Here is a 25977-nt window from a genome sequence, read left to right as displayed (position 1 = left end):
CAAGAACCTGGTTACCTTTGAGAGGAGTTGGGCACACCCCCTGGGGAGGCGCCGTTGCGTACCCGCAGGAAGCAACCCGACGTACCCGCTCCGGACCGCCCGTGGAGCGAGATCGTGCCCGGTCTGTGGATGGGCGGCCATGAGTTCCGGGGGCGTACGGGGCAACTGGAGTTCGCTGTCGTACGGGACGAGTTCGATCTCGTACAGACACTGCTGCGGCTGCCCGGGCACGGCCCCGATCCCGGCGTCGAGCACCATGTGTGGCCGATCCCGGACGGCCCGCTGGACGGCACCCAGCTCGCCGGGGTGATCCGGCTCGCGGAGGCGGCGTGCGAGGCCATGGACGCGGGGCGCTCGGTGCTGGTGCGCTGCTATCACGGGTACAACCGCTCGGGCCTGGTCGTCGCCCACGCCCTGATGCGCCGGAGCGGTTCCGCCGAACAGGCGATCCGGCTGATACGCTCCCGCCGCTCTCCATGGGCCCTGCACAACGAGCTGTTCGTCGATTACCTCCAGGCCGGCCTGCCCACCGCCCGGCTCCTGGAGGAACTCGCCGAGTGACCCTTCGCCCGTCCGCCCATCGAGTGCGCAAAAAGGACTTCCGTACGAATAGGGTGTACGGGCCGACAACACCCCGAGCCCCAGGAGAACCGTGCCCCGCAGCCGCCCCACGCGCACCGCAGCGCTCAGTGCCCTCGTCGCACTGCTGCTGGCGGGCGCCACGGCCTGCGGTGACGCCGGGGAACTCCAGGGCGCGGGGCCGACGGAGACCGCCGTCAGCCCGGACAAGCTGTGGCCGAAGCTGACGCCGGCGTCCCGGCCCGCCTATGAGATCGGCGAGGTGGTCCGGGAGGTCGTGAAGGGCGTCACCGTCCCCGAGGACGGCCTGCGCGACGTGGACCCGGTGACGGTCGTACGCAAGGAGATGGACCGGAGCCCCGGCGACTACCAGGGCAAGGACGCGCAGTACCGCGAGACCGGCCGTCTGATGGCCCAGTGCGGCGACGGCGCCGGACACGGGAAGTGCCCGGTGCTCCAGCCGTACTACCGGGACCTGACCGGCGACGGGCGCCCCGAGCTCACGCTCGGCTTCCGGCTGCTGCCGGGCAGGACGACCGCGGTGCGCGTCTACACCGTCGAGAAGCGGCGGCTCGTACAGGTGATGAGCTGGGACGACGCCATCAGCGGCGTCGAGCTGGCCGGGCGGTCGGTGATCATACGGTCGCCGTCCGAGGTGGCCGGGTACGAGTACCGGCTGCAGTGGACCTGGGACGCCGACCAGAAGGCGATGCTGCTCACCCACGACGAGATGCTGCGCACCGGCCCGCGCAAGAAGACCCCGCACCCGTCCCTGTCCCCCTCCGCGAGCGGCACGCGATGAGGCTCGCGCTCCCCCGGTGGGCCGGCACGCTCGCCGTGAAGGCGGCCCTGTTCATCACGGTGATGTGCTGTGCGCTCGCCGCGCTGCTCGGCATCCTGGTGCATGTCTCGGTGACCAACCAGACCGTCGGCCAGGCCCGGGACCTCGCGCTGTCCCGGCTGGAGGACGCGACGGAGGCGTTCGAGGAGGGCGACCCCATCGGGCACGGCGTCGCCATCGACCCGCCCGAGCTGCCCGAGCCGTTGCGGGAACTGGCGGTGGCCGGGGAGCGCGGCACGATGGTCGCCGATCACCACGGCAGGCCCACGATGTGGGCGGCTGGCCCGGCCTCCGGCGAGCGGGCTCTCACCGTCGAGGTGGACTACTCCCAGCAGGCCCGCACCATCGAGGGCCTCGACCGGGCGATCGTGTGGTCGTCGGCGCTGGCGATCGGGGTGACGGTGCTGGTGGGCGCGTTCTTCGTGACCCGGGTGACGCGCCGGCTGCACGCCACGGCCCGGGTGGCCCAGCGGATCAGCGGGGGCGATCTGGACGCGCGGGTGGACGATCCGCGTACGAAGGCGGACGCGACCCGGCCGCAGGACGAGGTGGCCGTGGTGGCCGCCGCGCTGGACTCCATGGCGTCCTCGCTGCAGAGCAAGCTGCTGGCCGAGCAGCGGTTCACGGCGGACGTGGCGCACGAGCTGCGCACCCCGCTGACCGGGCTGCACGCGGCGGCCGAGCTGCTGCCGCCGGGGCGGCCCACGGAGCTGGTGCGGGACCGGGTGGCGGCGTTGCGCACGCTGACCGAGGACCTGCTGGAGATCTCCCGACTGGACAGCGGACGGGAGCGGTCGGAGCCGGACAGCGAGCCGCTCGGGGCGCTGGCGGAGCGGGTGGTGCGGGCGTCGGGGACGGAGACCGAGGTCGTCGTCCTGCGGGACGTCGTGGCGGAGACGGACCGGCGGCGGCTGGAGCGGGTGCTGGGGAACCTGGTGGCGAACGCGCACAAGCACGGGCGCGGGCCGGTGTCCCTCACGGTGGACGGCCCGGTGGTGACCGTGCGGGATCACGGTGACGGCTATCCGGAGTACCTCCTCGCACACGGGCCGCAGCGGTTCCGTACCGAGGGCGGCGCCAAGGGGCACGGCCTGGGGCTGACCATCGCGCTGGGCCAGGCGGAGGTGCTGGGGGCGCGGCTGGCGTTCACCAACGCGGCGGACGGCGGGGCGGTGGCGACGCTGACGCTTCGCTAGAAGGGGCGTACGGCACGGCAGTCCTCCATTGGCCCATTAGGACGAGCGGTAGACCCGAACGCGCTCCTAATGTGGCGATAAGTCAGGTTCGTTCCCCTGCCCTGGAGGTGGTCCTCATGGCTCTGCGTTCCCGCATCGCCCTGTCCATAGCCGTCGGCATACTCGCCAGCGCGGCTGCCGTCACACCCGCTGTCGCCGTCGACGAGCCGCCGGGGGACTCCGGCCAGGGCGAGGACTGGGGCGGGTCCGAAGGAGGAGACCAAGGAGGAGACCAAGGAGGGGGCCAGGGAGGAGACGGCGGCGGGGACTGGGGTGGATCCGGGGGCGACTGGGGCGGCGGCCAGGAGTTCACCCCCGGCCGGGTCACCGCGGGCACGCTGCTGCTGCGCAGCGCGCCCAACCGGGGCAGCCAGGTGATCCGGACGGTGCACCGAGGGGACCGCGTGCGGATCTTCTGCCAGACCGAGGGGCAGAGCGTGCAGGGCAACCGGCACTGGTATCTGCTCGCGGACGGCACCTGGGCCTGGGGTTCGGCCCGCTACATCGAGACCCGGAAGTCGCCGCGCTGGTGCTGAGACGCGGGAGCGCGCAAGACACACTATTTGGGTAAGTTCCGGACATGACCAAGGCCGGAACCACCCTGGTGGCAGCGGACGCGCCCGCTCCCGCCGTACCGCTCCCCCGGCGCCGTGGCATCGAACTGGCCCTCATCGTCGTGGCCGTCCTGCTCTCCGTGTACGGCTACTGCGCGGTCGGCCTCGCCCGCAGCGGCACCGTCCCGCCCGGCGCCGCCGGCTACGGCGCCGGGCTCGGCGTACTGGCGCTGGTCGCGCATCTGGCCGTACGCCTGCGCGCCCCTTCCGCCGACCCCCTGCTGCTGCCGATCGGCGTGCTGCTCAACGGCATCGGCCTCGTCCTGATCTACCGGCTCGACCTGGAGACACCGGGCGACCGGGCGGCCCCCACCCAACTCGTGTGGTCCACGCTGGGAGTGGCGCTGTTCATCGTGGTGGTCCTCCTGCTGCGCGACCACAGAGTGCTCCAGCGCTATTCCTACGTCTGCGTGGTAGCCGCCCTCGCCCTCCTGACCCTGCCGATCTTCTTCCCGTCGGTGAACGGCGCCCGTATCTGGATCCGGATCGCCGGATTCTCCATCCAGCCAGGCGAGTTCGCGAAGGTCCTGCTCGCGGTGTTCTTCGCGGCGTATCTGGCCGCCAACCGCACGGCGCTGGCGTACACGGGCCGCCGGGTCTTCGGCAGCGAGCGACTGCAACTGCCCACCGGCCGGGTCCTCGGCCCGATCGTCGCCATCTGGCTGCTGAGCGTGGGCGTCCTGGTCCTGGAACGCGACCTCGGCACCTCGCTCCTCTTCTTCGGCCTGTTCGTGGTCCTCCTCTACGTCGCCACCGGCCGCACCGGGTGGATCGCCGTCGGCCTGCTGCTCGCGGCGGTCGGCGCGGTGGCCGTCGGGGAGTTGGAGCCGCATGTGCACGGCCGGGTCGAGGACTGGCAGCATCCGTTCGCCTCGATCGAGGCGGGCGAGGGCCCCAACCAGCTCTCCCAGTCGCTGTTCGCCTTCGCCGCGGGCGGCCCGCTGGGCACCGGCCTAGGCCTCGGCCACTCCATCCTGATCGGCTTCGCGGCCAAGTCGGACTTCATCCTGGCGACGGCCGGCGAGGAACTGGGCCTGGCCGGCCTGTCGGCCCTCTTCATCCTCTACGGCCTGCTGGTGGAGCGCGGCTACCGGGCGGGCCTCGCCCTGCGCGACGCCTTCGGACGGCTCCTCGCGGTGGGGCTCGCCTCGATCGTGGCGCTCCAGGTGTTCGTGATCGCGGGCGGGGTGACCGGGCTGATCCCGCTGACCGGCATGGCGATGCCGTTCCTGGCGCAGGGCGGCTCGTCGGTGGTCACCAACTGGGCGATCGTGGCACTGCTGATCCGCCTGAGCGACAAGGCCCGCAGCCGGCTGGGCGTCCCCAGGGCCGCGGCACCGGCCGACGCCAAGGAGGCCACCGGATGACGCGCCACATCCGCCACGCGGCCTTCTTCTGCGCCCTGCTCCTGGTGGCGCTGCTGGTCAACGCCACCCGCATCCAGGTCTTCGAGGCCCCGTCCTACGACGACAACATCGCCAACCGCCGCACCACCATCGCCCGTTACGGCCAGCCGCGCGGTGACATCCTGGTCGACGGCGAACCGGTCACCGGCTCCCACGACACCGGCGAGCACCTGCGCTACGAGCGGACGTACACCAACGGCCCGATGTACGCACCCGTCACCGGCTTCGCCTCGCAGGAGTACGGCACGACGCTCCTGGAGCACTCCGAGGACGGCGTCCTGGCGGGCACGAACCCCCTCCTCTCCCCCTTCGCGCTGTGGAACGGCGTCGCCCGGGACCGCTACCCCGGCGGCGACGTGGTCACCACCCTGCGCAAGGCGGCACAGGAGGCGGCGTACGAAGGGCTGGACGGCCGCAAGGGCGCCGTCGCGGCGATCGAACCGACGACGGGCCGCATCCTGGCCCTGGTGTCGGCCCCGTCCTACGACCCGTCGGCACTGTCCGGGAACGGCAGCTCCGTCGCCCGTTCCTGGTCGTCCCTCAACAAGGACGGGGACAAGCCGATGCTCAACCGGGCCGTCCGCAAGACGTACCCGCCGGGTTCGACCTTCAAGGTGCTGACGGCGGCCGCCGCGCTGGACGCGGGTGTGGTGGACGACCTGGACGAGAAGACCGACTCCCCCGATCCGTACACCCTGCCCGGCACCAGGACCAGACTGACGAACGAGTCCGAGGGCTGCGAGGACGTCCCGCTGCGCAAGGCGTTCGAGTGGTCGTGCAACACGGTGTTCGCGCGTCTGGGAGTCAAGACGGGCGTGAAGCAGATGTCGTCGACCGCGACCGCCTTCGGCTTCAACGACGCGAACCTGAGGATCCCGTTCTCGGTCGCCGAGTCCACCTTCGACACCAAGGTGGACAAGGCACAGCTCGCCCTGTCCTCGATCGGGCAGTACAACACCCGCGCCACCCCGCTGCAGATGGCGATGGTCGCGGCGGCCGTGGCCAACGGCGGCCAGGTGCGCACGCCGTATCTGGTGGAGCGCACGACACGGGCGAGCGGCGCCACGGTGTCGACCGGCGGATCGGGCCCGATCCGGCAGGCGATGCGCCCGTCGACCGCGCGGCTGCTCAAGGAGATGATGGTGGACGTGGTGCGGGAGGGCACCGGCACCAACGCCTGGATCCCCGGCGCCACGGTGGGCGGCAAGACCGGCACGGCCCAGCACGGCCTGGGCAACTCCGGGACGCCGTACGCCTGGTTCGTCTCCTGGGCGAAGGGCGACCTCGATCTGGAACCCAAGGTCGCCGTGGCCGTGGTGGTGGAGGACGCGGACGCGGACCGGGGCGAGATCAGCGGCGGCGGCGACGCGGCGCCGATCGCCCGCGCGGTGATGGAGGCGGTGCTGAAGTCACCCTCGGGCGACGGCCGTTGAGGCCGGTTCCTGGATCAGGGCGGCCGGCAGGGCGACGTACGCGGTGACGCCCGTGCCCTGGGTGGGCCGCAGCTCGGCATGGGCTCCGAGGCGGGCGGCGAGGGCGCCGACGACATGGTGGCCGAGGAACCGGGTCGGGGCGGTGTGCAGGGAGTCACCCTTCCCCGACAGCACGGCGTTGGCCTCGGCCATGCGCTGCGGTGTCATCCCGATCCCCCGGTCCAGGACGGCCAGGCAGTACTCGGTGCCGTCCCGCCAGCCGTAGACCTCGACGGGCTGTTTGGGCGGGCTGAACATCAGCGCGTTCTCCACCAGCTCGGCGAGCAGGTGGGACAGCTCGGCGACGCAGTGGCCGCGGACGCCGCACTGCTGGACGTCGACGGCGGCCACCCGCTGGTACTGCTCGACCTCCGCCACGGCCGAGCGCACCACGTCCGTGACGGCGACCGTGCCCTTCCAGGACCGGGCCGGCGACTCCTCACCGGCCAGCACCAGCAGGGACTCGGCGTTGCGGCGCATCCGGGTGGCGAGGTGGTCGAGTTCGAAGAGCTCGGCGAGGGCGTCCGGGTCGAGCTCCTGGCTCTCCAGGGTGGTGATCAGACCGAGCTGCCGGTTGAGCAGGCTCTGGTTGCGTCGGCCGAGGCTGGCCAGGGACTCGGTGCTGGTGCGGCGCAGCACGGCCTGCTGGGCGGCGAGACCGACGGCGGTGTCCTCGACGTTGCGCAGGGCGGCGGCCAGTCGGCTGATCTCCCGTGCGCCACCGGGGAGTTCGGGCCGGACCCCGGCGTCCGTGCGGGGTTTGTCGGGGTCGGTCTCCTGGATCCGCCGGACGGCCTCGGGCAGCCGTGCCCCGGCCACGGCGTCCGCCTCGTCGGCGAGGGCACCGAGGGGCCGGGTGATGGAGCGGGCCGAGAAGACGGCGAGCGCGACGGCCACGCCCAGGATCAGCACCCCGAGGGTGAGGAACCCGCCGAGCTGCCGGGTGGCGGCGGAACCGGCATCGGCGGCCCGCGCCCGGACGTCGTCGCCGACGCCCCGCTGTACACCGTGCAGATCGTCCACGAGGGTCGTCATGTCGGCCCACCACCGGGCAGGGGCGACATCGAGAGCGGACCCGTCGGCCCCTCGCTCGGCCCGCGCCTCGTACCCGCCGACCCGGCGCGCGGCGGCCGTACCGAATGCGTCGTCGAGCGCGGACTCCTCGTCCGCACCGGCGAGTTGCCGGAACTGCCCCAGCGCGGCCAGCCGGGTGGCCCGGACCTCCGTGAAGTCGAGGTACTCACCGGAGCGGAACCGCCCCGCCGCGAACACCCCGTTGAGGGAGCCGCGTTCGAGGGCGACGGCCTCCGTGGCCCGGGCCAGCGCCTGGAGCGCCTGCACCCCCTGCGCGATACGCCGGTCACCGTCCGGGACACCGGCCGACTCGGCGTCGATGAGCCGCGTGACGGCCTTGGTGTACGTGCGCAGAGTGGCGGCGCGATCGGCGGTGCCGGCGTCGACGTGCTCGCGTGTGGTGGCGAGGGCGGCGAGCGGAGCGTCGGCGGCACGCAGGGCGGAGACGAGCGGACCGCTCTCCTCGTCGAGCGCGGCGCTTAATGCGTCCCGCGCCCGGTCGGTACGGGTCCGCTGCGCGACGACGTCGTCCCGGTACGCGTCCTCACCTCCGAGCAGCCCGTTGGTCAGCCCGCGTTCCCGCTGTACCTCCCGGACCAGCCCCTGCACCCGCAGCAGCACACCGACATGCGCCTCGGTCTCCCGGGCGGCGGACCAGTCGGCGGCCCGGTCGGCGACGCCGATCCCGGTGAGCGCGAGCAACAGACAGGTCGGAACGGCCAGCACGATGGCCATACGGCCCCGGATGGAGCTCCAGCCGGGCAGCGCGGCAGGGCGGCGGACGATCGAGCGGAGGGTGGTCAGTACGTTCCCCGTCATGCCCCGTGACGCTACGGGCGAGCCGGTCAGGGCACGGTTTCCCGCCCGTAAGACGGCGGTACACAGGTACTCACGCACCCACCGTCCCCGCTGTGAAAGAGGGACATGTGCCCACGTACTGAGACGACCTCTGGGCCACCGACGGTCCCCGACCTATCGTTCGGTCCATGACGCCATCAGCCGCACCGGAACCCGCCTACGAACTCGCCCAGGTCAACATCGGCCGCCTCAAGGCCCCGCTGGACTCACCGCAGTTGAAGGACTTCGTCGACAACCTCGACCCGGTGAACGCCGACGCCGAGGCCGCCGACGGCTTCGTGTGGCGGCTTCAGAGCGACTCGGGCGACGCGACGGACGTGCCCGTCTTCGGCGACGAGTGGCTGATCATCAACCTGACGGTGTGGCGCGACACGAACGCCCTGACGGCGTACATGTACCAGGGCCGGCACCGCGAGATGCTGGCCCGCCGCCGCGAGTGGTTCGAGAAGGTGCGGGAGGCGATGACGGCCCTGTGGTGGGTCCCGGCGGGCCACCGCCCGACGGTCGCGGAAGCGGAATCCCGCCTGCTCCACCTGCGCACGAACGGCCCGACGCCCTACGCCTTCACCCTGCGCAAGTCGTTCCCCCCGCAGGGGACGGAGCAGCTGCTCGGCGAGATCCCGGACGACCTGGGCTGCTCGGTCTAACTCTCCACGCCCGCCTCGATCGCCGCCTCCACCTCCGCCACCCGCTCCCGCTCCTCCACCTCGAACCGTTCGGCGTCCAGCTTGTCTGCGATCTCCTCGTCCTGGGCCATCAGCAGATCCAGATTGGAGTCCCCCATCTCGAACACGCCCATATCCACATAGGCCTGCTGGAGCCGCTTCCCCCACAACCCGATGTCCTTCACACACGGGACGATGCGCGAGAAGAGCAGCCGCCGGAACAGCTGGAGAAACTCGGACCGCTCACTGATCTGCTCCGCCTCGGCCTTCGGAATACCGAAGTTCTCCAGGACCTCGACGCCCCGCAGCCGATCACGCATCAGATAGCAGCCCTCGATGACGAACTCTTCCCGCTCACGGAGTTCGGCATCGGTCAACTGCTTGTAGTAATCCCGCAGCGCCATCCGCCCAAAAGCCACATGCCGAGCCTCGTCCTGCATCACATAGGCGAGGATCTGCTTGGGCAAAGGCTTGGTGGTGGTATCCCGAATCATCCCGAAGGCGGCCAGCGCAAGCCCTTCGATGAGCACCTGCATCCCGAGATAGGGCATGTCCCACCGACTGTCCCGCAGCGTGTCCCCCAACAACGCCTGCAGATTCTCATTGATGGGATAGACCATCCCGATCTTCTCGTGCAGAAAACGCCCATAGATCTCGGCATGCCGGGCCTCGTCCATGGTCTGCGTGGCCGAATAGAACTTGGCGTCCGTGTCCGGCACCGACTCCACGATCCGCGCCGCGCAGATCATCGCGCCCTGCTCGCCGTGCAGGAACTGGCTGAACTGCCAGGACGCGTAGTGCCGCCGCAGCTCGCCCCGCTCCCGCTCGTTCATCTTCGCCCAGTACGGAGTCCCGTAGAGCGCCATGGCCTCCTCGGGCGTCCCTAGGGCGTCGAACGGATCGACCTCCAACCCCCAGTCGATCCTCAGCTGCCCGTCCCACTGCTTGTCCTTGCCCTTCTGGTACAGGGCAAGCAGCCGGTCGCGCCCGTCGTCGTACTCCCAGCTGAAGCGGGCCGCGCCGGCCGCGGGCACCTGCCAGAGAGGTTCTCCCGGATCGTTGGCGTACAGGTCGAATGTCGGCATGTTCGGCAGGCTCACACGGGGTAGACGCGGCGTCAACAAGTTCCGCGCAAGGGATTGACGACCTTGCTGACAGGCAGTCTCATAAGAGTCGAACGGCGTACCCCCGGTAACAGAGGTGAGGGACCGATGACGACCCTGACGGAAGCCGACGCGCTAGACGGGCTGCGCGACGCACTCGGGCTGCTCAAGGACCGCGAACAGGTGGCCGAACGCCTCCTCGCCTCCTCCGCCAAGCACTCCTTCGACCCCGACAAGGAGCTGGACTGGGAGGCCCCCTTCGAGGAGGGCAAGTGGTTCTGGCCCCCCGAGCTGGTGTCCCTCTACGACACCCCCCTCTGGAAGCGCATGAGCGAGGAACAGCGCATCCTCCTCTCCCAGCACGAGGCCGCAGCCCTCGCCTCCCTGGGCATCTGGTTCGAGATCATCCTCATGCAGCTCCTGGTCCGCCACATCTACGACAAGTCAGCGACCAGCGCCCACGTCCGCTACGCCCTCACCGAGATCGAGGACGAGTGCCGCCACTCCAAGATGTTCGCCCGCCTGATCTCCCAGGGCGGCACCCCCTGGTACCCCGTCAGCCGGGCCCACCAGCATCTCGGCCGCCTCTTCAAGACGATCTCCACCACCCCGGGCTCCTTCACGGCAACGCTCCTCGGCGAGGAGGTCCTCGACTGGATGCAGCGCCTGACCTTCCCCGACGAACGCGTCCAGCCCCTCATACGCGGCGTCACCCGCATCCACGTGGTCGAGGAGGCCCGCCACGTCCGCTACGCCCGCGAGGAACTGCGCCGCCAGATGGTGACGGCCCCCAGGTGGTCCCAGGAATTCACCAGGGTCACCTCCGGCGAATTCGCCCGCGTCTTCTCGGTCGCCTTCATCAACCCCGAGGTCTACACGAACGTAGGCCTGGACAAAAAAGAAGCAATGGCCCAGGTGAAGGAAAGCGCCCACCGCCGCGAGGTGATGCAGACAGGCGCCAAGCGCCTCACGGACTTCCTGGACGACATAGGAGTCCTACGCGGAGTGGGCCGCCGCCTCTGGAAGTCATCGGGCCTGCTGGCGTAGGGGCGTACCCCCACGCACCGGCACCCGCGTACGGCGGGCAGGGGTCGCGCCGGGGGGTGTCCGCCCGCAGCGGCGGGCGTCAACGAACGCAAGCCCCTCTGTCCGACGGCAACCGCCCGACCGAGGGCGGACACCCCCCGGCGCGACCCCGACCCACAAACGCGCCGCACGCGCTACACGCACCCCCACCGACCCGAGCAGGCCGCCGCAGGCATCCCGGCCCTCACCCCCGGCGGGCTACGCTGCTGGTCATGACGCCCTCGGCACCTACCCCCGCCTACCGCCGCCTCAGCGTCGAGGAGCGCCGCACCCAACTCCTCACCGCCGCCCTCACCCTCTTCGCCCACCGCACCCCCGAGGACGTGTCCCTGGACGACGTGGCGGAAGCGGCCGGCGTCTCCCGCCCCCTCGTCTACCGCTACTTCCCCGGCGGCAAGCAACAGCTCTACGAGGCGTCCCTCCGCTCGGCCGCCGAGGAACTCCAGCACTGCTTCGACGAACCCCTCGACGGCCCCCTCCTGCACCGCCTGGCCCGCGCCCTGGACCGCTACCTCGCCTTCGTCGACCAGCACGACACCGGCTTCAGCGCCTTGCTCCAGGGCGGCAGCGTCGTGGAGACGTCCCGTACGACGGCCATAGTGGACGGAGTCCGCCGCGCCGCCGCCGAGCACATCCTCGACCACCTGGAGGTCACCGACCCCGGCCTCCACCTCCGTATGACCGTCCGGATGTGGATCACCACGGTCGAGGCGGCGAGCCTGATCTGGCTGGACGAGGGCAAGCAGCCCCCCGTGGACGACCTACGGGACTGGCTGGTCGAACAGTTCGCGGCCGCCTTGGGGGTCACGGCGGCCCGGGACGCACAGACGGCGGCCCTGGTCGAGCAGCTCGCGGCAGACGCATAGCCGACACTGGTGCCGTGAAGAGCGAAGACACCCCCTTCGAGGGCGGCCCCATGGACGGCCGCGTCCTCCCCGTCCTCTTGGGCATCACGGGCCACCCGCCCAAGACGTACCGCATCCCGGTCCCCGACCCGCACGGCGGCGAGCCCACGGTCCTGGTCTACGTCCGCGCCCCCCGGACAAGGACCAGACGCCCCGGCCTCACCCAGCGCTGGAAGTACGAGTACGCCCCCGAGGGCCGCCCTCCCCGCAACCTGAACTGGCCATGGTCAAAGCCGCGCCATACGCCACACACCACGCCGCCCGGCAAGCCGCGAGACACGGACGAGTGACGTCACTGCGCCGAACCGAGCACAACTACCGCGCGAACCCGTCACCTCCGTCTAAAGCTCACGATGTGGAGCAGAGCGCCCCGCATCGGAGGTGATGACGTGTCAGGAAGGCTTCTACGTCTGGTGTGTACGGCGGCGGCCGCCGCACTCCTCGCGCCGGCTCCCGCGGTCGCGGCCCCGAGATCGCCCGCACCCCACCCCGGAACCCGGTCCACCAGCGACCTCCTGACGGACCTTCAGCGCCTGTACCGCGAGACGGAGCAGGCCACGGAGACGTACAACGCCACCGAGGAGAGACTCGCGCGGCAGCGCACCGAGGTGACCCGGCTGGACATCGCGCTGGCCGACGCCCGCCTCTCCCTGCACGACAGCAGGGGCGCGGCCGGCCGGCTGGCCCGCCAGCAGTACCAGAACACCACGGACATCTCCCCGTACGTGGGCCTGCTCCTGGCCCAGGACCCGCAGCACGCCCTGGACCAGGGCCATGTCATCGCCCGCCTGGCACGCGAGCGCGCCGAGACCGTCGGCCGGCTGACCGGCACGGAACGCAAGGCGGCCGACCTCGCCCGCAAGGCGCGGGGCGCCCTGGACGCCCAACTCGCCCTCGCGGAACGCCAGAAGAGGAACCGGGACACCGTGCAGGAGCGACTGCGGAAGGTGGAGGAACTCCTCACGTCCCTCACCGCCGACCAGCTCGCCGCACTCGCCGAACTGGAGAAGAAGGACACCGCGGAGTCCCAGCGGGCGTTCCTGGCGTCGGGCGCCCTCGCTCACGACGACCACAAGCCGTCCCGGGAGAGCGCCCGGGCGATCCGCTACGCCAAGAAGCAGCTCGGGAAGCCGTACAAGTGGGGCGCGGAAGGACCCAAGTCCTACGACTGCTCAGGACTGACGTCCAAGGCCTGGGCCCACGCCGGCACCCGCATCCCCCGCACCAGCCAGGAGCAGTGGGCGAAGCTCAAGCGCGTCCCGCTGACGAAGCTGCGCCCCGGCGACCTGGTCGTCTACTTCCCGGACGCCACCCATGTCGCCATGTATGTGGGCAAGGGCAAGGTGGTGCAGGCCCCGCGCACCGGGGAGAAGATCAAGATCTCTCCGATCGCGTCGAACCCGGTGCTCGGAGCCGTACGCCCGGAGGCCAAGCCCAAAAAGGCCGTCAAGCCCCACAAGGCCGTCAAGCCCCGGAAGCCCCCGAAACCTCAGCGAGATACGCCCCCGTCTTCTCCGGATCGTAGAAGTAGTTCTCGAAGTCAGCCGGGTCGTTGAAGCCGTTGGCGAAACGGTCGGCGACGGGCTGCAGCTGACCGGCGGCACCGATGAGGTTGAGGATGTGCTCCGGGGGCGGCGCCAGCATGGCGTTCGTCCACTTGGTGACGTGCTGCGCGGTGGCCCAGTACCGGTCGAACGTGGCCCGCATCCAGGCCTCGTCGAACTCCTTGTCCTCGTGCTCGATGATCGAGGCGAGGTAGGCGGCGGCGCACTTGGACGCCGAGTTGGAGCCCTGCCCGGTGATGGGGTCGTTGGCCACGACGACGTCCGCCACGCCCAGCACGAGCCCGCCGCCGGGGAGTCGCCCGACGGGGTTGCGCACCGTCGGCGCGTACCGTCCGCTGAGCACGCCGCCCGCGTCGGTGAGTTCGGCCTTGGTCGCGCGGGCGTACTCCCACGGCGTGTACTTCTCCATGAGTCCCAGGGTCAGGGAGAGGTGTTCGGCCGGGTCCTTCACACCGTTGAAGGCGTCGAGCGGGCCGCCGGGTATGCCCTCCCAGAACAGGATGTCGGCCCGTCCGGAGGTGGTCAGGGCGGGCATGACGAAGAGTTCGCCGACGCCTGGGACGAGGTTGCAGCGGACGGCCTCGGTGTCCGGGTGCTCGGGGCGCGGGCCGAGGCCGTGCACGTACGACACGGCCAGCGCGCGCTGCGGCTCGCTGTACGGGGACCGCTCGGGGTCCCGGCCGAACATCTGGACGAGCTCGCCCTTGCCGGCCGAGACCAGCACCAGGTCGTACGTACGGGAGAAGTAGTCGAGGTCGCCGACGGCCGCGCCGTGGATGACGAGCTGTCCGCCGCGCTGGGCGAAGGTCTCCATCCAGCCGGCCATCTTCACCCGCTGGTCGACGGACTGCGCGAACCCGTCGAGGTGCCCGAGCCAGTCGATCGCGCGCGCCGCGGGGCCCTCGCCCCAGGAGCCGGGGGCCGCCACCGAGACGCCGAGTCCTTCGATCTTCGGGGCCTGGGACTCCCAGAAGTTCAGCTGGAGATCGCGCTCGTGCTGCAGGGCCATGTCGAACATGCACTGCGTGGACATGACCCGCCCGGAGCGGATCTCGTCCGCTGTCCGGTTGGACATCAGGGTGACCTCGTACCCCTTCGACTGGAGTCCGAGGGCGAGCTGGAGTCCGGACTGGCCGGCTCCGACGACGAGTATCTTCCGCATACCGGGGAGGGCTCCTAACGGGGATTCACTCGGGAGTTTCGTCGAGCGCGTGGCCCACGAGGGACAGAAGGGTCTCGATCACCGAGATCCGGCGCCGCGCATCCATGATCATTACAGGGATGTGCGCGGGAATCGTCAACGCTTCCCGAACATCCTCCGGTTCGAACAGCTCACTGCCGTCGAAGTGGTTGACCGCGACGACGTACGGCAGTCCGCAGCTCTCGAAGTAGTCCAGCGCGGGGAAGCAGTCCTTCAGCCTGCGGGTGTCGGCCATCACGACCGCGCCGATCGCACCGCGCACCATGTCGTCCCACATGAACCAGAACCGCTGCTGGCCCGGCGTGCCGAACAGGTAGAGCACCAGGTCGTCGTCGAGCGTGATGCGGCCGAAGTCCATGGCCACGGTGGTGGTGAGCTTGCCCGGCGTGGCGGTGAGGTCGTCGGTGTCCTCGCTCGCCTCGGTCATCAGCGCCTCGGTCTGCAGCGGCGTGATCTCCGAGACGGCGGTGACCAGCGTGGTCTTGCCGACCCCGAAGCCGCCCGCCACGACTATCTTCGTCGCGATGGGGGCCCGGGTGCGGTCCGTCTGCCAGGACTGCGGGCGGTCATCGGTGACTTCAGAGACGACGGAGTCCACTCAGCACCCTTTCGAGCAGAGCGCGGTCGGGCCGGCCCGTGCCATGGCCGGTTCCCGTGCCGTACACACGGATCTTTCCCTGGTCCGCGAGATCGCTGAGGAGCACCCGGACCACGCCGAGCGGCATCTTCAGCAGCGCGGCGATCTCGGCCACCGTGCGCATGCGGCGGCACAGTTCGACGATGGCCTGCATCTCCGGCATCACCCGGGTGGTGAGGGAACCTTTCGTCAGTTCCTTGCGCTCCTCGGGGGCCTCCAGGGCCGCCACGAACGTCTCCACGAGGAGGACGTGGCCGAAGCGGGTCCGGCCGCCGGTGAGCGAGTAGGGGCGTACGCGGGCGGCCTTGCGGTCGCCGCCGCGGACGGGGAGGTGGGGCTTGTTCATCGGGTACTCCCTGTGGACGCGGCCTCTAGGGATTTCCGTAGCTCGCTGCGGAGTTCGGGGGTGAGGACATGGCCGGCCCGGCCGACGAAGAGCGCCATGTGGTACGCCACGACGCTCATGTCGCAGTCCGCGGAGCCGTGCACGCCGAGCAGCGAGCCATCGCTGATGGACATCACGAACAGGCTGCCCTCGTCCATCGCGACCATCGTGTGCTTCACCCCGCCGAACTGCATCAGCTTGGCGGTGCCGATGGTGAGGCTGCCGATGCCGGAGACGATGGTGGCGAGGTCTGCGGAGGAGCCGCGGGGGCCCGCGGGCCTGGTGCCGCGGGCCTTGCGGGCCTCTTCGTTGCGGTCCGGGTCGGAGGAGAGCAGGAGCAGGCCGTCGGACGAGACCACCGCTACTGACTGGATGCCCGGCACCTCCTCGACCAGATTCGTCAACAACCAGTGCAGGTTGCGGGCTTCACTGCTCAGTCCGAAGGTACTGGGCGCGGTCAACTGCTTGCCTCCTCGACTGTGCCCCCCGTTACTGCTTCGGACTCCGTGCTGGGTGCCTTGTTCTGGGCGGTCTGTTCGGCGATCTCCGCCTGTACGTCGCGGTAGCCGGCCTCCGCTCCCCGGCGGAAGCCGCCGAGCCGCTTGCGGAGGGCTTCGGCGTCGACGGAGCCGGTCCGCTGACGCGGGGTCTGCGCGGGGGCGGTGATCTTCGGGGTGCGCTTGGGGAGGCCCTTGCCGGTGACGCTCTCCTCCCCCTCATCGCCCTCGTCCCGCTCGTCACGGGCCCGCTCATGGGTGTCGGGTCCGATCGCGTACGGGTCGCCGGCCGGGGCTTCCGGCTCCTCGGCGGGCTCGGCGGCGGCCTCCGGGAGCAGCAGCTCCATGGTGGTCTCGGCGGGCGCGGCCTCGGTCTCCGGTACGGCTTCCCCGGCGTCCTCGGTGTCCCGTACGGCCTTCTCCGCCAGTGCCACCAGCGGGTCCTGGCTCTTCGGGCGGGCGTGCAGGACGTTGGAGTTGGCCTCGGCGTCGGCGCCGGGGAGGGAGAAGGCCTGGGCCGTGGTGTGGTGGGGGGCGGTCGAGGGGACCGCCGTGGCGGGGGCCGGTGTCAGCAGGCCCTTGGGCAGGACCGCGACCGCCGCGATGCCTCCCTGCTTCTGCTCGCGGAGCTGGACGCGGACGCCGTGGCGGTGGGCGAGGCGGGCCACGACGAACAGGCCGAGGCCCAGGCCGTCGTCGCCCTCCTGGTCGTAGGAGGCCTCGGGGTCGAAGTCGGCGAGGCGGGAGTTGAGGCGGGTGAGGCGCTCGCCCGCCATGCCGATGCCCTCGTCCTGGACGGAGAGCATGACCTCGCCGCTCTCCAGCAGCCAGCCGGAGACCTCGACGGGCAGGTCGGGCGGGGAGGACGCGGTGGCGTTCTCCATCAGTTCGGCCAGGAGGTGGGAGAGGTCGTCGGCCGCGAAGCCCGCCACATGGGCGTGCGGCGGCAGCGCGGCGATACGGACACGCTCGTACCGCTCGATCTCGCTGACCGCGGCGCGCACGACGTCGACCAGCGGGACCGGTCCCGCGTGCTGCTGGACATGCTCGGTGCCGGCCAGCACGAGGAGGTTCTCGCTGTGGCGGCGCATGACCGTGGCGAAGTGGTCCAGCTTGAAGAGGGTGGCGAGGCGCTCGGGGTCCTGCTCGCGCTCCTCCAGGCCCTCGATGACGGCGAGCTGGCGCTCGACCAGGCCGAGGGTGCGCAGGGCGAGGTTGACGAAGGTGCCGCCGATGCTGTCCCGCAGCCGCTCCAACTGGGCGGCGGATTCGGCGAGTTCACCGCGCAGACCCTCGCGGGCATCGGCCATCTTCTGCCGCTGTCCGACCAGGTGCTTGCGGTCGGACTCCAGGGTGGCGATGCGCTCATGGACGGCGACGGCGTGCGCGTGCAGGGCGTTGACGGAGTTGACGACCTGGGCGAACTCGTCCTTGCGGCCGGTGAACTTGACCGGTTCCTCGGCCGCCGGGTCCTCGGCGTTCGCCAGGCGCGCCGAGCCCAGGCGCAGCACGGCGAGGGGGCGGGTGAGGCTGCGGGCCATGCCGGTGGCGACACCGACGGCGAGCAGCATCAGGGCGCCGAGGATCGCGATCCGCAGCTCCAGCCCGGTGACGTCGTCGTCGCGCAGCTGCTCCAGGGCCTTGGTGCGGCGGTCGTAGAGCGCGGACTCGGCACCGCGCATCGAGTCGACGCGGGCGGAGAGGGCGGCCTCGGCCCGCTCGGTGTTGGTGGCGAGGTCGCGGTCGGAGAGCGTGGCCTGGTCGGTGAGGGCGGCGAGGTAGCGCTCGGCGGTGTCGACCTCGGGTCCGGTGACCGTGGAGTCGTAGGAGGCGCGGGCGCTCTTGGGGGCGGTGTCGCGGAAGTCGGCGAGGGCGGCGTCGGAGCGCAGCCGGGCCTGCTGGGCGGCGGCGCCGAGTGCGGTGCGCTGCTTGGCGTCGGCCTCCGAGGACGTCTCCTGGGTGGTCGCGAGGCCGGTGACCGGGTCGATGACGGTCTCGGTGGTGGTCGGCACGCTGAGCGCGGCGAGCAGCAGCCCGCGGGTGGCGGCGGCCTGCTGTACGGCGGTGTCCAGTTCGGCCAGGGCGTGCGCGCCGGAGCCCGCGCGGGGCGGCAGCTGCTCGGCCAGGCGCTCGGCGACCCGGTGGAGTTCGCCGATCGCCGCGGAGTAGGCGGCGTGCGACTCCAGGGCGGTGCTCTTGCCGGTGAGCGCGGCCCGGCGCAGCGCGGCGATGGCGTCGAGGTCCTCGCGCAGCGAGGCGGGGACATCGGTGTCGGCGCGCAGTTCCTCGACCTGCCGGTCGACGCGGGCGCTGCGCTGCTCGCTGGGCGCCTTGGACTTGGGGCGGCCGGCGGCGATGTACGGGGTGACCTCGTCGCGCTCGTCGGACAGGGAGTGGGCGAGGGTGAGCGCGTTCTCGGTCTGTTCGGCGAGCGTCACCAGGCTCTGCGAGTCGTGCAGTTGCCCGGAGGCGGCGACGATCGAGGGGACGCCTGCCGCGGCGATGGCGGCGGCCACCACGGCCACGGCGACGATCAGCCGGTTCCGTACATGTGTCGGGCGCCCCTTGCCCACGGGTGTGACGTCGGGGGTGGTGCCGGGAGTGGGCTGCGCGCCCCCTGCGGAGGCCGTCTTCTTGCCTGAGCGACGTGGCCGCATCTTCTGCACCGGTGCTCGCATTCCTGACTCGTGATACCCATGGGTCCGGATGACGCTTCGTCAACTTCCGTCGACGGTACGCACACCCCTCCCCCAAGCTCTCGACTTGGTTCGAGCAGGGGGTGCCCTCACCGGTCCCCGACCCTCCCAGTGCCGGTGGGCAAGGGCCGTGCTTCATCCCGACCCGCCACTCGAAGGAGTGAACCCCGGAGGAGAGTTGGCGGGCAAGTTCCTCCGGCGCGTGCACACGCCTTGCGCGGTGGGCCGGTTGGACGTCTGCGGCGGGCGATGGCAGTATTCGCCGCCACGCCGGTCCGGAGCGCGTCATTCCCCCTCAAATCAGACGCCTGACCTGCGGGCTCGCACCCATTCGGCAGTCGATGCGACCCCTTCGCGAACCATGTGAAGGGCTCGTGCAGACTGGCCGAATGCGAACAGAGCTTGTTTCGGAGCCCGGCGATCCGGCCCGCCCCAACGAGGACTTCGCGAGTGTCGGCCTTCCCGCCTCGGGACAGGGCGGCGCGCTGGTGGTCCTGGACGGAGTGACCCCACCCAGGGGTGAGACGGGCTGTCTGCATTCCGTCCCCTGGTTCACCGCGCGACTCGGCGGCGCACTGACCGAACTGACCGTTTCCCTCCCTGATGTTCCCCTCGCCGAAGCGCTGGCCGGTGCCATCACGCGTACCGCTGACGCCCACCGGGAAACCTGTGACCTTTCTCACCCACGCACCCCACAGGCAACGGTGGTTGTGGCGCGCTGGTCCTCGGAGACGGTGGAGTACCTGATCCTCTCGGACTCCGCCCTGCTGACCGAGTCGCCGAACCGCACGATCACCCCGTACCTGGACGACCGCCTGGCCCGCCTCCCCCGCGCCTCCCTGGCCACGGACGCCATGATCGACGCCCACGTCCGCAACAAGGAGGGCGGTTTCTTCACGGCGGCCGCGGATCCCACGGTGGCGTCCCGCGCGGTGACGGGGGTGCTGCCGCGCGGGGAGGTCCGGGCCCTGGCCGCCCTGACGGACGGCGCGACCCGCTGGGTGGAGAAGTTCCGCGAGGGCGACTGGTCCGACTGCTTCACCTTCGTACGGAAGGAGGGGGCACGGGCACTGGTGGACCGGGTGCGGGCCCTGGAGCTGGCGGACGCGGAGGAGCGGACGTATCTGCGGCGCAGCAAGACGCATGACGACGCGACGGTCGTGTACGTGGAGCTGTGAGCCGCAAGAAGCGAGGGAGCTACTTCTCCATCCCCCGGTTCAGCTGGTTCAGCAGCCGTGCCAGTTCCGCCACCTCGCTCCGGTCCCAGTTCGAGAGCTGCTCGACATAGCGGGCCCGCCGGGCCTCCCGTACGTTCGCGACCCGTCGGCGGCCCTCGTCCGTGAGGTGGACCAGCCAGGCGCGGCCGTCGGCGGGGTCCGGTTCGCGGGCGACCAGGCCCAGGTCCTCCAGGGCGCGCAGCTGGCGGGACATGGTGGCCTTGCCGACGCCGATGTAGGCGGCGAGCTCGGTGGCGCGCAGGCGTCCGGCGTCGTCCAGACGGACCAGCAGGCCGTACGCCGCCGACTCCAGGTCGGGATGGACCTCGCGGGCCATCTCGCCCTGCTTGGCGCGGGCGCGCCGGAAAAGGACCGTCAGCTCGCGTTCCAGGTCGAGGAATTCGGGCCGGTCCGGGCCACCACCGGACACTCCGGACCCGACTCCTCGTCCGTCGCCGTTGCCGTCTTCGCGCACGTCAGTCCCTGCCTCGATTTCCCGGTCCTGAAAGTTTCCGCCGACCCCCGTCGTTGCCGCAGCTCCGCCAGTATTTCGCAGGCATAGACCAACGGCAGCCCCCGGACCCCCTTCCACCTGCCCTTCCGGCTGCCTAGCTTCCTCCATAAGAGGCCGATCTGGCATGCCCACGCCACACGACAGTCACGTTTCCCACCGAGCGTCACCGAGCCTTCGGAGGCACGCTATGCCCGTGCACAGACCCGAACAGCTCCGCAATCATCGCCCCCTTGTGTTGACCGCCCTCTCCCTCCTCGTGCTGCTGTTACTGGCCGCCCAGACCTCCCCCGCGTCCGCCGACGACACCCCGCCCCGCGGCTCCGCCTACATGGGCATGGGCGTCGCGGCCCATGACGGCATCGACGGCGTCCCCGCCTCCGACCTGGCCGCTCAGACGGAAGGCGTCGACGTCTCCAGCCATCAGGGCGACGTCGCCTGGTCGACGCTGTGGGACAGCGGGGTGAAGTGGGCCTATGTGAAGGCCGCCGAGGGGACCTACTACACGAACCCCTACTTCGCCCAGCAGTACAACGGCTCCTACAACGCCGGCATGATCCGCGGCGCCTACCACTTCGCGACCCCGGACACCACCGATGGAGCAACCCAGGCGAACTATTTCGTCGAGCACGGCGGCGGCTGGTCCCGTGACGGCAAGACGCTGCCCGGCGCCCTCGACATCGAGTGGAACCCGTACGGGAACGCCTGCTACGGCAAGACGCCGAGCGCGATGGTCAGCTGGATCCGCGACTTCCTGAACCAGTACAAGGCCCGCACCGGTCGCGACGCCGTCATCTACACGGCGACGACCTGGTGGAAGCAGTGCACCGGCAACTACAGCGGTTTCGCCACCGCCAACCCGCTGTGGGTCGCCCGGTACGCGGCGGACGCGGGGGAACTCCCGGCGGGCTGGGACTACTACACGATGTGGCAGTACACGTCCTCCGGACCGACCGTCGGCGACCACAACAAGTTCAACGGCGACCTCGGCCGGGTCGTGGCCCTGGCCAACGGATAGCCACCGTCGATACGGCGAAGGCCCGGGCCTCCCTCACGGGACCCGGGCCCTGCCTTTCCGGCCGCGTCCGTCACGCCGCGACCGGAACCTCGGGGGCCGCGCCGTTGGTGGCCGGCGCCAGCGCCAGTTCCAGGACCTGGCGGACATCGGTCACGGCGTGGACGTCGAGCTTGTCCAGCACCTCGGCCGGGACGTCGTCCAGGTCGGGCTCGTTGCGCTTGGGGATGATCACGGTGGTCACCCCGGCGCGATGCGCGGCGAGCAGCTTCTGCTTCACACCGCCGATCGGGAGGACCCGGCCGGTCAGCGAGACCTCGCCCGTCATCGCCACATCCGTACGGACCAGCCGGCCGGACAGGAGCGAGGCGAGCGCCGTCGTCATCGTGATGCCGGCGCTGGGGCCGTCCTTGGGCACCGCGCCCGCCGGGAAGTGGATGTGCGCGCCCCGGTCCTTGAGGTCGGCGACCGGCAGCTCCAGTTCGGCGCCGTGCGAGCGCAGGAAGGACAGGGCGATCTGCGCGCTCTCCTTCATGACGTCGCCGAGCTGACCGGTCAGGGTCAGCCCCGCCGCGCCCGTCTCCGGGTCGGCGAGGGACGCCTCCACGAACAGGACGTCACCTCCCGCGCCCGTGACCGCGAGGCCGGTCGCCACGCCGGGCACGGCCGTACGGCGCTCGGCCGGGTCCTGGGCGGACTCGGGCACATGGTGCGGCCGTCCGATCAGACTCCGTAGGTCACCCTCGCCGATGGTGAACGGCAGCTTCCGCTCGCCCAGTTCGTGCTGGGCCGCGACCTTGCGCAGCAGCCGCGCGACGGACCGCTCCAGGTTTCGGACGCCCGCCTCGCGCGTGTACTCGCCGGCGAGCCTGCGCAGGGCGCCGTCGTCGATGGCGACCTCGTCCGTCTTCAGCCCCGCCCGCTCCAGCTGGCGCGGAAGCAGGTGGTCACGGGCGATGACGATCTTCTCGTCCTCGGTGTAGCCGTCGAGCCGGACCAGTTCCATCCGGTCGAGCAGCGCCTCCGGGATGGCCTCCAGGACATTGGCCGTGGCCAGGAAGACCACGTCCGACAGATCCAGCTCGACCTCCAGGTAGTGGTCCCGGAAGGTGTGGTTCTGGGCCGGGTCGAGGACCTCCAGCAGGGCCGCCGCCGGGTCACCGCGGAAGTCGGAGCCCACCTTGTCGATCTCGTCGAGCAGGACGACCGGGTTCATCGACCCGGCCTCCTTGATGGCGCGGACGATACGGCCGGGCAGCGCGCCGACGTACGTCCGCCGGTGACCGCGGATCTCCGCCTCGTCCCGCACACCGCCGAGGGCGACACGGACGAACTTGCGCCCCATCGCGTGCGCGACGGACTCGCCGAGCGAGGTCTTGCCGACGCCGGGCGGGCCGACCAGCGCGAGCACGGCACCGCCGCGCCGCCCGCCGACGACACCGAGGCCCCGGTCGGTACGGCGCTTGCGCACCGCGAGGTACTCGGTGATGCGCTCCTTCACATCCTCCAGTCCGGCGTGCTCGGCGTCGAGGATCGCCTTGGCGCCCTGGATGTCGTACTGGTCCTCGGTCCGCTCGTTCCACGGCAGTTCGAGAACCGTGTCGAGCCACGTCCGGATCCATGACCCCTCGGGCGACTGGTCGCTGGACCGCTCCAGCTTGTCGACCTCCTTGAGGGCGGCCTCCCGGACGTTCTCCGGCAGGTCGGCGGCCTCCACCCGGGTGCGGTAGTCGTCGGACTCCTCGCCGTCCTTCTCGCCGTTGAGCTCGCGCAGCTCCTTGCGTACGGCTTCGAGCTGACGGCGCAGCAGGAACTCCCGCTGCTGCTTGTCGACGCCCTCCTGGACGTCCTTGGCGATGGTCTCGGCGACATCCTGCTCGGCGAGGTGGTCGCGCAGCTGCTGGGTGGCGAGCTTGAGGCGGCCGACCGGGTCGGCGGTCTCCAGCAGCTCGACCTTCTGCTCGGTGGTCAGGAAGGGCGAGTACCCGGAGTTGTCGGCGAGCTGGGACACGTCGTCGATGGCCTGCACACGGTCCACGACCTGCCAGGCGCCGCGCTTGCGCAGCCATGCGGTGGCGAGCGCCTTGTACTCCTTCACCAGCTCGGCGACCTGCCCGGGCACCGGCTCGGGCACGCTCTCGTCGATCCGGGTCCCTTCCACCCACAGTGCGGCGCCCGGTCCGGTCGTCCCGGCGCCGATCCGCACCCGCCCGCGCCCACGGATCAGGGCACCGGGGTCACCATCGGCCAGCCGGCCGACCTGCTCCACGGTGCCGAGCACTCCGGTGCCCGGGTACGTACCGTCGATACGCGGCACCAGCAGCACCCTGGGCTTCCCGGGCGTGGCACGGGCGGCGGCCTGGGCGGCCTCCACCGCGGCGCGTACATCGGCGTCGTTCAAGTCCAGCGGGACCACCATCCCGGGCAGCACGACGTCGTCGTCGAGCGGCAGCACGGGCAGGGTGAGCGATGTGGACGTCGAAGCCATGATCTCCCCTTAGGCAGTCAAGTTGAGTTACGTCGACTCAATGCTTGGGGGAGGGCGAATGTTCCCGGACGTCATCCTCGTTCGCTGACAGCGATCGATGGCGCCGGGCTATTCCGGCTGGCGCTCCGGTCCTCCGAAGTCCGGGCTCGTGAAATCCGGGGTGCCGAAGCCGGGGCGCGGGCCCGCGGGGGGCCGGTCGTCGGGGCTGCCGAGACCCGGGCGGACGTGGCCCCGGTTCGACATACGGGCCGGCAGGGCCGCTGCCGTGGCGGGGTCGACGAGCGCCTCCCGCAGGAAGGGCAGGATGCCGCGCTCCAGCAGGGCGTCGCGCCAGGCCTCTCTGGCACGGGCCACCTCGTCGCCCGGTTCGCCGTGCGGCCCCGGATCGGGTGACGACGTGTTCCGCAGGGCGGTGAGGAGGAGTCCGACGGCGGCGACCAGGATCGCTGCCGCGGTCACAGCACCGAAGACCCATCCGGCGTTGAGCATCGTCTGGGCGATCGCCGGTTCGGGGCTGAACATCTTCAGGATGTAGCCGATGAGCAGGAAGAGCGCCGCAGAGGTGCCGGCGAGGACGGGCGACAGGACGACGATCACGCCGACGACACCGATGCCGCCCGCGTCCGGCTCGGCGGCGCCGGGTTCGCGGGTCGCCGCCGTCCGGCGCGTTTCCTCGCGCACCTTCACATAGTGCTGATACTCCGGCGCCGCGGCCGCCGTGATGAGTGCGGTGGCGTTCAGCGCCATGGTGCGCAGCTGCTCGGGGTTCAGCCGCTGTCCGACAGCGGCCAGTTCCGGGCGGTGCGGTGCGGAGCGCAGCGCCTCGTCGAGGATCCGCTCGTACTCCGGACGGTCCTCGGCCAGGAGGGGCGCGCGCCCTCCTTCGTACGGGCTCGGTGGGCGCCAGGGCGGCGGCGTGGAGGGCGGTTCCTCGGGCCCGAGGGGCGGCTCCTCCCGCGGCGTCGGACCGGCCGCGTGATCCGTCGCCCGGGGAGCAGGCGGGTCCCGCCGCTCGGCCGCCCCGGTCCGGACGGGGGGCGGCGTCGGGTCCTCCGTCGAAGAATGCGACGGCGCCTCGGCAATGGGATCGGCCGGCGTCTCGGTCCCGGCCCTCATCCCGGCCGGGATCTTTCGCGCCCCGTCCCCCGCCCGCACACCGAGCACCGCGGCCAACAGTCGTCGGCCGAACGGGAGGTCGCGCGGGGCGGTGCGGTCCTGTGACCGGGATCCAGGACGTTCCACACCGAGTACGGCGGCGGCGATACGGCGGCCGACGGAGGGGCGCGTGGTCATGGCCTGCCCTCCTCACCGACGGCCGGTTCACCCCTCAGCCGGGGAACCTCCCGGCCACCATGCCCCCGCCCCGGTCCCGCGGGCGGCGGATCGACGGGCCGCCCGTTCGGCTGCGGTTCGGGGCCCGGCTGAGGGACGACGGGTGACGCCCCCGCAGGGGACGTCCCATTGACGGCGGTCACCCCCTGCTCAGGAAGCGCCGTCTGCGCCGCGGGAGCCACCCCCTGCTGACCGGGGTCACCCGCCCCACCCCCCAACGCCTCGCTCACCGACTGGATCCGCGCCAGCTGGGTCAGCAGCACCGGAGCGGAGATGCCGACGACGATCGCCGCGTACGGCCCGCTGATCTGCCCCGTGCTGCCGAACAGCACCGCGAGCCCGGCGCCCATCACGCTGTGCACGCCGGCCGCGGCGAGGTCGACGACAGGATCGAAGTACCGCGTCAGGCGGGGTATCTCACGCCCAGGGGGCTGCTCACGCAGATGAGCACTGCGGGCCGAACGCCAGTTCGCGAACTGGATGTAGAAGTCGACGACCCCGCGCAGCACACCTCCCGCGGCACCCAGCAGGATCAGCGTCGGCACATCCACGTCGCCCCCGATGAACGGACGGCGGAGTTCCCCCGCGGAACCCG

General features: G+C 71.2%; 24 protein-coding genes. 13 read left to right on the top strand and 11 right to left on the bottom strand.

Features of this window, described 5'->3' with window-relative positions; genetic code table 11:
• Positions 1-54: 54 nt before the first annotated feature.
• The 6 genes from IE325_RS11040 to IE325_RS11015 all read left to right on the top strand — a co-directional run bounded on the left by IE325_RS11040 (position 55) and on the right by IE325_RS11015 (position 6108).
• Positions 55-561 (top strand): protein-tyrosine phosphatase family protein, encoded by a 507-nt coding sequence (locus IE325_RS11040; RefSeq protein ID WP_190069606.1) that lies wholly within the window; start codon positions 55-57, stop codon positions 559-561.
• A gap of 91 nt (positions 562-652) precedes the next feature.
• Entirely contained in the window at positions 653-1381 is a 729-nt protein-coding gene (locus IE325_RS11035) for a hypothetical protein (RefSeq protein ID WP_190069605.1), read from the top strand.
• Entirely contained in the window at positions 1378-2616 is a 1239-nt protein-coding gene (locus IE325_RS11030; RefSeq protein WP_190069604.1) for an ATP-binding protein, read from the top strand. The genes IE325_RS11035 and IE325_RS11030 overlap by 4 nt, the downstream gene beginning before the upstream one ends.
• 116 nt (positions 2617-2732) lie before the next feature.
• Positions 2733-3191, top strand: coding sequence for an SH3 domain-containing protein (locus IE325_RS11025; protein ID WP_190069603.1), 459 nt, complete (start codon positions 2733-2735; stop codon positions 3189-3191).
• Positions 3192-3235: 44 nt separating this feature from the next.
• Complete coding sequence (locus tag IE325_RS11020; protein ID WP_190069602.1) at positions 3236-4636, top strand: FtsW/RodA/SpoVE family cell cycle protein; 1401 nt, start codon at positions 3236-3238, stop codon at positions 4634-4636.
• Positions 4633-6108: a penicillin-binding transpeptidase domain-containing protein gene (locus tag IE325_RS11015; protein ID WP_190069601.1), complete on the top strand. Its 1476-nt coding sequence runs from the start codon at positions 4633-4635 to the stop codon at positions 6106-6108. The genes IE325_RS11020 and IE325_RS11015 overlap by 4 nt, the downstream gene beginning before the upstream one ends.
• On the opposite strand, the gene IE325_RS11010 is transcribed toward IE325_RS11015, so the two are convergent.
• On the bottom strand, positions 6085-8040 hold the full coding sequence (locus IE325_RS11010; RefSeq protein WP_190069600.1) for a sensor histidine kinase: 1956 nt from the start codon (positions 8038-8040) through the stop codon (positions 6085-6087). The two genes, IE325_RS11015 and IE325_RS11010, sit on opposite strands and share 24 nt — an antisense overlap.
• Before the next feature lie 167 nt (positions 8041-8207).
• Here IE325_RS11010 and IE325_RS11005 point away from each other — a divergent pair, with 167 nt between their 5' ends.
• Positions 8208-8726: a DUF3291 domain-containing protein gene (locus tag IE325_RS11005; protein ID WP_190069599.1), complete on the top strand. Its 519-nt coding sequence runs from the start codon at positions 8208-8210 to the stop codon at positions 8724-8726.
• Here the strand turns inward: IE325_RS11005 and IE325_RS11000 are convergent.
• Complete coding sequence (locus IE325_RS11000) at positions 8723-9829, bottom strand: ferritin-like domain-containing protein (RefSeq protein WP_190069598.1); 1107 nt, start codon at positions 9827-9829, stop codon at positions 8723-8725. The two genes, IE325_RS11005 and IE325_RS11000, sit on opposite strands and share 4 nt — an antisense overlap.
• A 126-nt stretch (positions 9830-9955) precedes the next feature.
• Here IE325_RS11000 and IE325_RS10995 point away from each other — a divergent pair, with 126 nt between their 5' ends.
• The 4 genes from IE325_RS10995 to IE325_RS10980 all read left to right on the top strand — a co-directional run bounded on the left by IE325_RS10995 (position 9956) and on the right by IE325_RS10980 (position 13394).
• A complete protein-coding gene (locus IE325_RS10995; RefSeq protein ID WP_190069597.1) occupies positions 9956-10894 on the top strand; it encodes an AurF N-oxygenase family protein in 939 nt (312 codons plus the stop codon).
• 251 nt (positions 10895-11145) lie between these two features.
• Positions 11146-11799, top strand: coding sequence for a TetR/AcrR family transcriptional regulator (locus IE325_RS10990; RefSeq protein ID WP_190069596.1), 654 nt, complete (start codon positions 11146-11148; stop codon positions 11797-11799).
• A gap of 14 nt (positions 11800-11813) precedes the next feature.
• Complete coding sequence (locus IE325_RS10985) at positions 11814-12128, top strand: DUF8847 domain-containing protein (protein WP_190069595.1); 315 nt, start codon at positions 11814-11816, stop codon at positions 12126-12128.
• Positions 12129-12227: 99 nt separating this feature from the next.
• Positions 12228-13394, top strand: coding sequence for a C40 family peptidase (locus IE325_RS10980; RefSeq protein ID WP_190069594.1), 1167 nt, complete (start codon positions 12228-12230; stop codon positions 13392-13394).
• On the opposite strand, the gene IE325_RS10975 is transcribed toward IE325_RS10980, so the two are convergent.
• Genes IE325_RS10975 through IE325_RS10955 form a run of 5 tightly spaced genes read right to left on the bottom strand, consistent with a single transcriptional unit; the run spans position 13303 to position 18801 of the window.
• Positions 13303-14565 carry a styrene monooxygenase/indole monooxygenase family protein gene (locus IE325_RS10975; protein ID WP_190069593.1) on the bottom strand — a complete coding sequence of 421 codons (1263 nt, stop codon included), beginning with the start codon at positions 14563-14565 and terminating at the stop codon, positions 13303-13305. The genes IE325_RS10980 and IE325_RS10975 overlap by 92 nt on opposite strands.
• 25 nt (positions 14566-14590) lie before the next feature.
• Positions 14591-15202: a GTP-binding protein gene (locus IE325_RS10970; protein WP_190069592.1), complete on the bottom strand. Its 612-nt coding sequence runs from the start codon at positions 15200-15202 to the stop codon at positions 14591-14593.
• Complete coding sequence (locus tag IE325_RS10965) at positions 15183-15587, bottom strand: DUF742 domain-containing protein (protein ID WP_190069591.1); 405 nt, start codon at positions 15585-15587, stop codon at positions 15183-15185. Before IE325_RS10965 ends, IE325_RS10970 begins: the two co-directional genes overlap by 20 nt.
• Complete coding sequence (locus IE325_RS10960; protein ID WP_190069590.1) at positions 15584-16087, bottom strand: roadblock/LC7 domain-containing protein; 504 nt, start codon at positions 16085-16087, stop codon at positions 15584-15586. The genes IE325_RS10965 and IE325_RS10960 overlap by 4 nt, the downstream gene beginning before the upstream one ends.
• Positions 16084-18801, bottom strand: coding sequence for a sensor histidine kinase (locus IE325_RS10955; protein WP_190069589.1), 2718 nt, complete (start codon positions 18799-18801; stop codon positions 16084-16086). Before IE325_RS10955 ends, IE325_RS10960 begins: the two co-directional genes overlap by 4 nt.
• Positions 18802-19208: 407 nt before the next feature.
• Here IE325_RS10955 and IE325_RS10950 point away from each other — a divergent pair, with 407 nt between their 5' ends.
• Entirely contained in the window at positions 19209-19997 is a 789-nt protein-coding gene (locus tag IE325_RS10950; RefSeq protein WP_190069588.1) for a protein phosphatase 2C domain-containing protein, read from the top strand.
• Between the two features lie 19 nt (positions 19998-20016).
• Here IE325_RS10950 and IE325_RS10945 read toward each other — a convergent pair whose 3' ends face one another.
• Positions 20017-20511 carry a MarR family winged helix-turn-helix transcriptional regulator gene (locus tag IE325_RS10945; protein WP_190069587.1) on the bottom strand — a complete coding sequence of 165 codons (495 nt, stop codon included), beginning with the start codon at positions 20509-20511 and terminating at the stop codon, positions 20017-20019.
• Positions 20512-20737: 226 nt separating this feature from the next.
• On the opposite strand from IE325_RS10945, the gene IE325_RS10940 reads away from it, so the two are divergent.
• Positions 20738-21565: a lysozyme gene (locus IE325_RS10940; protein WP_190069586.1), complete on the top strand. Its 828-nt coding sequence runs from the start codon at positions 20738-20740 to the stop codon at positions 21563-21565.
• Positions 21566-21635: 70 nt separating this feature from the next.
• Here the strand turns inward: IE325_RS10940 and lon are convergent, their stop codons facing one another.
• The 3 genes from lon to IE325_RS10925 form a co-directional block, all read right to left on the bottom strand.
• Positions 21636-24050: an endopeptidase La gene (gene lon / locus IE325_RS10935; protein ID WP_190069585.1), complete on the bottom strand. Its 2415-nt coding sequence runs from the start codon at positions 24048-24050 to the stop codon at positions 21636-21638.
• Positions 24051-24158: 108 nt separating this feature from the next.
• The gene (locus tag IE325_RS10930) at positions 24159-24914 is read right to left on the bottom strand and encodes a hypothetical protein (protein ID WP_190069813.1); all 756 of its coding nucleotides are present in this window, start codon (positions 24912-24914) and stop codon (positions 24159-24161) included.
• 425 nt (positions 24915-25339) lie between these two features.
• Entirely contained in the window at positions 25340-25933 is a 594-nt protein-coding gene (locus tag IE325_RS10925) for a hypothetical protein (protein ID WP_190069584.1), read from the bottom strand.
• Positions 25934-25977 lie beyond the last annotated feature (44 nt).

Origin of the sequence: Streptomyces lanatus (assembly GCF_014655715.1) — a bacterium.
GTDB classification, from domain to species: Bacteria; Actinomycetota; Actinomycetes; order Streptomycetales; family Streptomycetaceae; genus Streptomyces; species Streptomyces lanatus.
Note: the sequence above shows the minus strand (reverse complement) of the source record. Positions and strands in the feature narration are given on the sequence as shown.

Excerpts from the sequence above, each read along its gene's own strand:
- IE325_RS11030 (WP_190069604.1), top strand. The coding sequence starts at position 1,378 with ATGAGGCTCGCGCTCCCCCGGTGGGCCGGCACGCTCGCCGTGAAGGCG.
- IE325_RS11025 (WP_190069603.1), top strand. The coding sequence starts at position 2,733 with ATGGCTCTGCGTTCCCGCATCGCCCTGTCCATAGCCGTCGGCATACTC.
- IE325_RS11020 (WP_190069602.1), top strand. The coding sequence starts at position 3,236 with ATGACCAAGGCCGGAACCACCCTGGTGGCAGCGGACGCGCCCGCTCCC.
- IE325_RS11015 (WP_190069601.1), top strand. The coding sequence starts at position 4,633 with ATGACGCGCCACATCCGCCACGCGGCCTTCTTCTGCGCCCTGCTCCTG.
- IE325_RS11010 (WP_190069600.1), bottom strand. The coding sequence starts at position 8,040 with ATGACGGGGAACGTACTGACCACCCTCCGCTCGATCGTCCGCCGCCCT.
- IE325_RS11005 (WP_190069599.1), top strand. The coding sequence starts at position 8,208 with ATGACGCCATCAGCCGCACCGGAACCCGCCTACGAACTCGCCCAGGTC.
- IE325_RS11000 (WP_190069598.1), bottom strand. The coding sequence starts at position 9,829 with ATGCCGACATTCGACCTGTACGCCAACGATCCGGGAGAACCTCTCTGG.
- IE325_RS10995 (WP_190069597.1), top strand. The coding sequence starts at position 9,956 with ATGACGACCCTGACGGAAGCCGACGCGCTAGACGGGCTGCGCGACGCA.
- IE325_RS10990 (WP_190069596.1), top strand. The coding sequence starts at position 11,146 with ATGACGCCCTCGGCACCTACCCCCGCCTACCGCCGCCTCAGCGTCGAG.
- IE325_RS10975 (WP_190069593.1), bottom strand. The coding sequence starts at position 14,565 with ATGCGGAAGATACTCGTCGTCGGAGCCGGCCAGTCCGGACTCCAGCTC.
- IE325_RS10965 (WP_190069591.1), bottom strand. The coding sequence starts at position 15,587 with ATGAACAAGCCCCACCTCCCCGTCCGCGGCGGCGACCGCAAGGCCGCC.
- IE325_RS10955 (WP_190069589.1), bottom strand. The coding sequence starts at position 18,801 with ATGCGAGCACCGGTGCAGAAGATGCGGCCACGTCGCTCAGGCAAGAAG.
- IE325_RS10950 (WP_190069588.1), top strand. The coding sequence starts at position 19,209 with ATGCGAACAGAGCTTGTTTCGGAGCCCGGCGATCCGGCCCGCCCCAAC.
- IE325_RS10940 (WP_190069586.1), top strand. The coding sequence starts at position 20,738 with ATGCCCGTGCACAGACCCGAACAGCTCCGCAATCATCGCCCCCTTGTG.
- lon (WP_190069585.1), bottom strand. The coding sequence starts at position 24,050 with ATGGCTTCGACGTCCACATCGCTCACCCTGCCCGTGCTGCCGCTCGAC.